The 7,691-nt window shown below is 55.2% G+C and carries 8 protein-coding genes; 4 read left to right on the forward strand and 4 right to left on the reverse strand.

The window, feature by feature from the left end; genetic code table 11:
* Window positions 1-945, forward strand: a 945-nt coding sequence (locus ACE99V_RS19780) for an AAA-type ATPase lid domain-containing protein (protein ID WP_400492926.1), incomplete at its 5' end; no start/stop codon positions are given.
* A 293-nt stretch (window positions 946-1,238) separates the two neighbouring features.
* Here ACE99V_RS19780 and ACE99V_RS19785 read toward each other — a convergent pair.
* The 3 genes from ACE99V_RS19785 to ACE99V_RS19795 all read right to left on the reverse strand — a co-directional run bounded on the left by ACE99V_RS19785 (window position 1,239) and on the right by ACE99V_RS19795 (window position 4,591).
* Window positions 1,239-1,502 carry a hypothetical protein gene (locus ACE99V_RS19785; protein WP_400492927.1) on the reverse strand — a complete coding sequence of 88 codons (264 nt, stop codon included), beginning with the start codon at window positions 1,500-1,502 and terminating at the stop codon, window positions 1,239-1,241.
* Window positions 1,503-1,622: 120 nt separating this feature from the next.
* The gene (locus tag ACE99V_RS19790) at window positions 1,623-3,287 is read right to left on the reverse strand and encodes a peptide ABC transporter substrate-binding protein (RefSeq protein ID WP_400492928.1); all 1,665 of its coding nucleotides are present in this window, start codon (window positions 3,285-3,287) and stop codon (window positions 1,623-1,625) included.
* 236 nt (window positions 3,288-3,523) lie between these two features.
* Complete coding sequence (locus tag ACE99V_RS19795; protein WP_005834660.1) at window positions 3,524-4,591, reverse strand: M24 family metallopeptidase; 1,068 nt, start codon at window positions 4,589-4,591, stop codon at window positions 3,524-3,526.
* A 182-nt stretch (window positions 4,592-4,773) separates the two neighbouring features.
* Between ACE99V_RS19795 and ACE99V_RS19800 the strand changes: the two genes are divergently transcribed.
* The 3 genes from ACE99V_RS19800 to ACE99V_RS19810 are packed head-to-tail and all read left to right on the forward strand — an operon-like array spanning window position 4,774 to window position 6,580.
* A complete protein-coding gene (locus tag ACE99V_RS19800) occupies window positions 4,774-5,046 on the forward strand; it encodes a (2Fe-2S)-binding protein (protein WP_400492929.1) in 273 nt (90 codons plus the stop codon).
* Complete coding sequence (locus ACE99V_RS19805; protein WP_400492930.1) at window positions 5,043-5,378, forward strand: (2Fe-2S)-binding protein; 336 nt, start codon at window positions 5,043-5,045, stop codon at window positions 5,376-5,378. Before ACE99V_RS19800 ends, ACE99V_RS19805 begins: the two co-directional genes overlap by 4 nt.
* Complete coding sequence (locus tag ACE99V_RS19810; RefSeq protein ID WP_251247473.1) at window positions 5,375-6,580, forward strand: NAD(P)/FAD-dependent oxidoreductase; 1,206 nt, start codon at window positions 5,375-5,377, stop codon at window positions 6,578-6,580. Before ACE99V_RS19805 ends, ACE99V_RS19810 begins: the two co-directional genes overlap by 4 nt.
* A gap of 86 nt (window positions 6,581-6,666) precedes the next feature.
* On the opposite strand, the gene ACE99V_RS19815 is transcribed toward ACE99V_RS19810, so the two are convergent.
* Window positions 6,667-7,446: a DUF2161 domain-containing phosphodiesterase gene (locus tag ACE99V_RS19815; protein WP_007787529.1), complete on the reverse strand. Its 780-nt coding sequence runs from the start codon at window positions 7,444-7,446 to the stop codon at window positions 6,667-6,669.
* Window positions 7,447-7,691 lie beyond the last annotated feature (245 nt).

Consider the following 7,691-nt stretch of genomic DNA (forward strand, 5'->3'; position numbering starts at 1 on the left):
CTTCAAACCGACGGAAGATTATTACTCTCCATACCTGGTATAGCCGTTGTAACTGCAGCCGAAGCGTATGCGGAAATGGGGGATGTTTCGCAATACGAGAACCCTCATCAGATCATCAAGAAGGCGGGTACAAATCCTGTTGTCATCCAGTCTGGTGGAGGGAAAGGATATTATGGAGCCATCTCCAAACAAGGAAACGAACACCTTCGGTATGTCGTGTATACAGCAGGAAAATGCCTGTCTTTACACAATACTGAACTGCGTCCCTTTTACGAACGCCTGAAAGAAAAAGGAAAGCACGCCCGAAAGATTCATATCGCTATGGGCAAGCCGCTCGAGATGCAGGTGAAGCTGCTGCGCGTGCTGCAAGAGAAAAAGTATTATCCGGTCGGCGGCACGAAGCAGATCGAAGCCGATTTTCGCGTGGTCGCGGCCACGAACAAAAACCTGGAGGAAATGATTCGAGATGGGAAGTTTCGCGAGGACTTGTATTATCGGCTCAACGTCGTCACTCTCGCCATCCCGCCTCTCCGCCACCGGATCGAGGACACGGTCGAGCTTGCCCATTTTTTCCTCTACGAGTTTTCCTTGCGCTACAATCGGCCCATCCACGCGATCTCGCAAAACGTCATGCAAAACCTTTTGCAATACGACTGGCCGGGCAACATTCGCGAGCTGCGCAACGCCATCGAACGGCTGGTCGTCTTCGCGACGGACGGGATCATCAAGGAAGAGGATTTGCCGTACTCGCTGCAAACGAAGGCCAAACAGTCGCCCGTCCAACTCCCGGACGATCTCTTCTCTTTGCAGGAGGAGCTGGAAGCCCACGAACGCCGCGTCATCCAGCGGGCCATAGAGCTGGAAAACGGCAACAAACAGGCGGCAGCCAAACGGCTCGGCATCTCAAGGGCCACTTTGTATAACAAGTTGAATAAGCAGTCTTGAGCCTGGCTTGGATACAAAAGCAACGCGCAGGGGGAGCCAGGGGGCCTCTTTCACTCGATTACGCTCACGAAGCTGAACGCAGTCTGTATGCTGACTCTGCTGAAGCGGCACCAAGCAGGGAACAAGCACGTATCAACTGCCAAGCAGCTCGGCCTCTCCAGCCTCCTTATACACCAACGCTGTGCAAGCATGAAATATCCCGTCTAACCCTCGGACCGCGAAACGGGACGTTTTGGCTCGGCAGCAGCGCCGTCATGCCAGCCTCGCCTCTGTTCACTCGAAGCTGCTGTCCCCTAACGGCGGCGCCTGCTCGTGTTTTTCCGGAGAAAAAAGCTGCAAAAGCGCAGGCGCAGCTCCCGGCAGCTTCGCCCCTTTTTGGGAGGCAACACCTCAGACAAAATGCGAATCAATTCCATAGTTGATTCCTCCTTTGTCGTTGTGGCACAGCTTTGTCCGCAGCTTCGGGACGCGCCAGCGCCTGCGTGCGGCAGATCACAGGCACGCGCTTGCTCCCCGTACCCGTCGCCGCGACTGCATACGATTGCCGCTACTCGCAAAAAAAGCCCCCTGACCACGCTGCCTCCCTCTATCCGCAAAAAGCATCCATCACACCTGTGCGGCTACGACAATCTTCCCGATCTTCCCCCCGATCTGCACGATCTCGCCCCGTTCGCCCGTTACTCGACAGACGTCCATTTCCAGTCGATGGCGCCCAAGCCGTCCTGGAAGACGCCTTTTACTTTGTCGTTTTTCACCCACGTATGCGTGTAAAAGTAAATCGGCACGATCGGCATTTCATCCATCAGGATTTGCTCGGCTTCCCGCAAGATCGCCTTGCGCTTTTCCGGATCTTTCTCTGTCGCGGACTGGTTCAAAAGCTCCTTGAACTTCGGATTTTCCCAGCGCGTGTCGTTGTTTCCGCCGTCCTTTTCCTTGAACAGCTCCAGGAAGTTGATCGGGTCGTTGAAGTCGCCGGACCAGCCGAGACGTCCCACCTGGTAATTCCCTTCGTGCATCGTTTCCAGGTAAACTTTCCACTCCTGATTTTCCAGCTTTACTTCGACGCCGAGATGTTTGCGCCACTGGTCCTGAATCGCCTCGGCAATTTTTTTATGTCCTTCCGATGTGTTGTACACGAGCGTAATCGGCGGCAGCTTGGAGAGGCCGAGCTCTTTCATTCCTTCTTCCAGCAGCTTTTTGGCGGCTTCCTGATCGTTGTCCTTGAAGTAACCATCCGGGTTCAATGCCATCGTGGGAGGAACAGCGCCCATGGCAGGCTGCTGATTGGCTTGGAGAACGTTGTCAATCAGCGTTTGGCGGTTGATCGAGTAGGCAAAAGCTTTGCGGATTTTTACGTTGTTAAACGGGGTTTTTTCTGTGTTGAACTTGTACCAGTAGGTCGCACCGACTGGCTTTACTTGCAGTTTCCCGCTGTCTTTCAAAACAGGCATGGCATCAATCGGCAGCGAACTGAGCGGCGCACCAGCCCAGTCGATCTCGCCATTTTCAAACATCGACAGCTCTGTATTTTCGTCCTCTACCATGGAAAATTCGATTTTGTCCAGCTTGACGCTATCTTTGTCCCAGTAGTGGTCGTTTTTGACCAATACCATCTTGTTCTTGTGCTCCCAGCTCTCCATTTTGAACGGACCGTTTCCGATATGCGTCTTGGCGTCGCCAGCCCAGTTGTCCGCTGACTCGACCACTTTTTTATTTACCGGGAAATAAGTCTGGAAAGCTGTCAGCTCCAAAAAGAACGGAGTCGGATTGGCCAGCTCTACTTGCAAAGTTTTGTCGTCAAGCGCTTTGACTCCGACTTCGTCCAGGCTGCCGTTTCCTTTGTTCGCTTTCTCGGCGTTTTTGATGTAGTAGAGCTGGTAGGCGTAGTTGGAAGCGGTCTTAGGGTCCAGGGCACGCTTCCAGGCGTATTCAAAATCGTGGGCGGTGACCGGATCGCCGTTGCTCCAGTGCGAGTCGCGCAGCTTGAAGGTGTACGTTTTCAGATCGGGAGACACCTCGATTTTTTCCGCAACTGCCTCCTCCGGCTTCCCGGAAGGCCCAATCCGTGTCAGCCCGTCAAAAAGAGCTTTTACGATTGCCGCAGAAGTCGTGTCCTCCGCCAGTCCCGGATCGCCTGTCGGAGGCTCAGAGTGCAGGTTCCAGCGCAACACTTGTGACCCTGAAGATTTTTCCGACGGGGCTGGCTGAGCGTTTCCTTGTGCTTGTCCAGAAGCCGCTGGCTCGCTCGTTGTCTGTGCTGCCTGCTGTCCCCCTCCACATCCTGCCAGCGCCGTCCCTAGTACCGCGATACTGCTGATTAATGCGAACATACTTTTCTTCACGCGATCAACCCCTTGTCTCGAAAATGATTAAAATTTCACAAAATGCTGAATTTGCAAAATGTGTGCCAACAGGAAAAAGCGGGAAACTTCGACTCGCGCCAACTGACTGTACATGTTTTTATACACCTGATAAAAAAACTGTTTCAGCTATTAGACACACACGCTGGAACTGGCAGCGTTCGCGCATACAAAAAGACCCTCGACTTTTTGCCGCAGTCAAGGGTCTTGGTTCATTTTTACAAAATGATGAGTTCGCGCGGCGAATGGGTCAGCACATCGTTGCCTGTTTCGGTCACAACGAGATCGTCCTCGATGCGGACGCCGCCCAGCCCCGGGATGTAAATGCCCGGCTCGACGGTCAGGACCATGCCTGGTGCGAGAATTGCCTCGCAGCGTACAGACATGAATGGCTCCTCATGAATGTCCAGTCCGACGCCATGCCCCATCCCGTGGCCGAAACGCTCGCCATATCCGTGCTGCGCAATATAGTCCCGGGCGAGGGCGTCTGCTGCTTTTCCCGAGATTCCGGGGCGAATGCCCGCCACTGCGCGGTTGCGCGCCTCCAGGACGATGGCGTAAATTTCTTTGAGCTGTTCATTCGGCTCTCCGACCGCCACTGTACGGGTAATGTCCGAACGATACCCTTGATACAGCGCGCCGAAATCCATCGTTACCATGTCGCCAGCTTCGATCTTTTTGTCGCTTGCTACCCCGTGAGGCAGAGCGGAACGATGACCGGAGGCGATAATGATGTCAAAAGCAGAGCCTGTCGCTCCTTCCTTGCGCATGAACATTTCCAGCTCATTAGACACATCGAGCTCGGTGATGCCTGGACGCAAAACAGTTAAAATATGTGCGAAAGCGGCGTCCGCAATCTGCGCCGCCGTCTTGATTTTTCCCAGCTCGTCCGGGGTTTTTCTCATGCGAATGCCCTCGATCACCCCCGCGGTAGGCAGCAGGCGTGCCTTGACGACGTCGGCGTATTTGCGGTGCAGGGCAAACGTCATGTTCTCCTCTTCAAAGCCCAATGTGTGGATGCCCAGCTCCTGGGCCTGGCGGGCGATTTCTCCGTAAACAGCGTCTTTCGTCGGCAAAAACACGATCTCGAAGTCCGTTGCCTGGGCTTTTGCCTGCTCGGTATAGCGAAAATCCGTAAACAGCTTGGCCTCATCCCGGGAAATGAGTACGACGCCGTACGTTCCGGTAAAGTTGGTCAAATAGCGGCGATTTTGCCCGTTTGTTATGAGTATTCCGTCTATTCCCCATGCATCGAATTGTGCGCGCAGTCGCGTCAATTTGTCCATTCTGGTCATCCCTTTCAGCCTCTGTGTCATTTTCGTTCTTTTATGCAAGCAATCCTCGTGCCAAGCGCGCAGGCCACCCTCTGTTTGCTTCTGTGCCTCGTCTTTATTTTAGCATTCTGCGGGCAAATATGGGACGACACTTGCATTTTGCTAATCGTACCAACGAAAAGGAGGCTTTCAGCATGGACACACAGCAGTTGATCGTTTGCCGCTGCGAGGAAGTATCTCTGGAAGAACTGCTCACGACTGCCCGTGAGTACCAATGCACGGCGCGCGAGTTGAAATTGCGGACCAGAGCCGGCATGGGCTGCTGCGGCGGTAGAACGTGCCGGATTCTCATCGACCAAATTTTCGCGCAAGCCACAGGCCAAGTGCCTACTCATACAATCCCGCTTGGCTACCAGCCGCCTGTGCGGCCGATCTCGTTTCAAGCGCTTGGAGGGAGAAGCTCATGAGCCAGCGCATCCTCCATCACCCTGTGCTTGGTTCCTTGGAAGAGAGGCATTCCGTCCAGTTTGAATTTAACGGTTCTGTCTACACGGCTTACGAAGGGGAAACGATTGCCGGAGCGTCTTTGGCCGCTGGCGTGCGCACGCTTCGAGTGCATGAAGAAACGGGCAGCCCGCGCGGAATTTACTGCAACATCGGCCACTGCTACGAATGTCGCGTGCACGTGGACGGAGTTCCCACGGTGCGGGCGTGCATGACGCTCGTGCAGGAAGGCATGCGGGTGACAGCAGGTTCCGTTTTGCCGACCCCGTTGAAAAAAGGGGGGCATGCGAATTGATCGACGCTCTCATCATCGGCGCAGGTCCCGCTGGCTTGTCCGCTGCAATCGCCAGCGCCCGGCAAGGACTTTCTGTTCGAGTCGTAGACGAATTTTATCGGCCTGGCGGCAGGCTGCTGGGACAGTTGCACGAGGAACCGGACGGAGTGTGGTGGAACGGGCTGGCCGAAGCCGCACGTCTCGATCAGGAGGCAAAAGAGCTTGGCGTCCAAATGTGCTGTGGGGTCTCCGTCTACGACATTGCCCGCTGTGAAGATCGCTGGCGTATTTCTACGACAGAAGGCGAATGGGAAGCTCCCCTGCTTCTGATCGCTACCGGGGCGTCAGAGACTGCCGTTCCCGTCCCCGGCTGGACGCTGCCCGGCGTGATGTCGATCGGAGCGGCCCAGGTGATGACGAACGTGCAGCGCGTTCGCGTAGGCAAAAAAGGCGTCGTGATCGGCGTCAACATTTTGTCCGTCGCCATCGCGCGAGAGCTGCAGCTCGCTGGCGTACACGTCGAGCAAATGATTCTGCCTCCCCAGTCTGCTGTAAGCCGCAATGCCGGTCACCCGCACGAAATCATGCGGTCTTTGCTGCGCGTTGCCCATCTCGCCCCCTCGCCGTTGATTCGCTGGGGCAGCAAGCTGATGGGCAGCGCGTGGATGCAGCGGCTGGCCGTTTCGCTCTATCCTGCACAGGGCGTGCCCATGTGGGATATACCGATTCATCTGCGGACGGCTGCCTTGGAGATCGTGGGCACCTCACAGGTCGAAGGGGTCCGGGCTGCGCGCATCTCGCCAGACGGCACGCCCGTTCCTGGCAGCGAGCGATTCCTTTCTGCCGATTTCGTCTGCATCGCGGGCGGGTTAAGCCCGCTGGCGGAGCTGGCCGCGATTGCCGGGTGCCCGTTCGCTTACATCCCGGCATTGGGCGGGCACGTTCCGTTGCACAACGAATGCATGCAATCGCCTTTGCCCGGACTGTACGTCGCAGGCAATATTACCGGAATCGAGAGCGCCAAAGTCGCCATGAGCCAGGGAACCGTCGCAGGCCTGGCGATGGCGAAAGCGGCCGGGCTGCTCGCCGACGATTCTTTGCTCATCCAGGCGCTCCACCATGTCAACCATGTGCGCAAAAACGCCACGATCCAGTTCCACCCGGATATTGCGGCTGGACGCGCGCAGGTCGGGAAAATGGCCGCTGCGTGGGCTGGGCGGTAAGGGTTTTGGCATCATGCCTCGGTGCCGAAACGAAAAGAGCAGCCCATTCGCTTACCGTTGCGGATAGGTCTGCTCTTTTTTGCTGCTCATTGTGCTGCAGCAGGGTTGGACTGGCCCATTTCCCCATCGGAAGGGGAAATGGTGTCTTCTGCCATGCTTATGTAATGGTCGACAAGCTCTGGATAAGCTGCCAGCTCCTTCTCTCCTGTAGGGGTGAGAGCGTACACGCCTCGCTTGATCCGCGTGAACCAGCCGTAATAATTTTTGCTGAGGATGGATGACGCTTTGTCTGTCGCTCCTTTTTCTTTCAACGCCTTGGGCGCAAGTGGGCCATAGTGCTGAAGCAGCGCGGCGATCTGAATGCAGCCTTGTTTGTACGCCGTCATGATCTTTGTCTGGTTGCTGCCCCCCACATTGTAATCGCCGTATCTCCCCCGCATCTCCTGAATAATGCGTGCCCGTTTTCTTTTGTTGAACTGCTTGCTTCTTTCCCGATCAAACGGCGCAGGAGCAATGCTCAGCTCCATGACAGCGCCTTTTTTGGGAAAAGAGACGAGGATCAAGCCAAGCTCCAGTCTTCTGATGAGATAAACGACGTCTTGCCACTTTTTCGAAAACAATTTGTATTTGGGCTTCGGAATGGCGACGTACACATGGTCGGTAAAGCGCTGCCGCTTGGCGGCCTGGATGAGCAGCTCTACACTCAAGTTGCGCTTGAACTCGACGATAATCAGCTCGTCTTCCTTGATCGCTGTCAAATCGCAATGATTGACCTCTCCAAAGACCTCATAACCCTGCCCGACAAAATAGTCGCGAATGGGCGCGTACATGTCTGCTTCATATCGTTTGACCGGCTTTTGCTTCATGGGCTTCTCCTTTTTCGCGACTGTTTTGTTCTTCATCTAGCAGCTATAAATCCAGGCGAGTTTGGGCGGCTATATGCAAAAAAAAGCCACGCAATAGTATCTGCACGGCTTTTTACGCAATTATTTCGTTCATTCCCTGAAAACTGGATCTGCATGCTTGCTAAGAGATGTGTGGATAAGTCCTCGACCGATTAGTATTCGTCAGCTCCACGCGTTGCCGCGCTTCCACACCGAACCTATCAACC

This window comes from Brevibacillus soli, from assembly GCF_044759095.2.
Lineage (GTDB): Bacteria > Bacillota > Bacilli > Brevibacillales > Brevibacillaceae > JBIYSM02.

What these genes read in the sequence shown, in the direction of transcription:
- ACE99V_RS19795 (WP_005834660.1), bottom strand. Translation starts at nt 4,591, where the DNA reads ATGGACAAATTGACGCGACTGCGCGCACAATTCGATGCATGGGGAATA.
- ACE99V_RS19800 (WP_400492929.1), top strand. Translation starts at nt 4,774, where the DNA reads ATGGACACACAGCAGTTGATCGTTTGCCGCTGCGAGGAAGTATCTCTG.
- ACE99V_RS19805 (WP_400492930.1), top strand. Translation starts at nt 5,043, where the DNA reads ATGAGCCAGCGCATCCTCCATCACCCTGTGCTTGGTTCCTTGGAAGAG.
- ACE99V_RS19815 (WP_007787529.1), bottom strand. Translation starts at nt 7,446, where the DNA reads ATGAAGCAAAAGCCGGTCAAACGATATGAAGCAGACATGTACGCGCCC.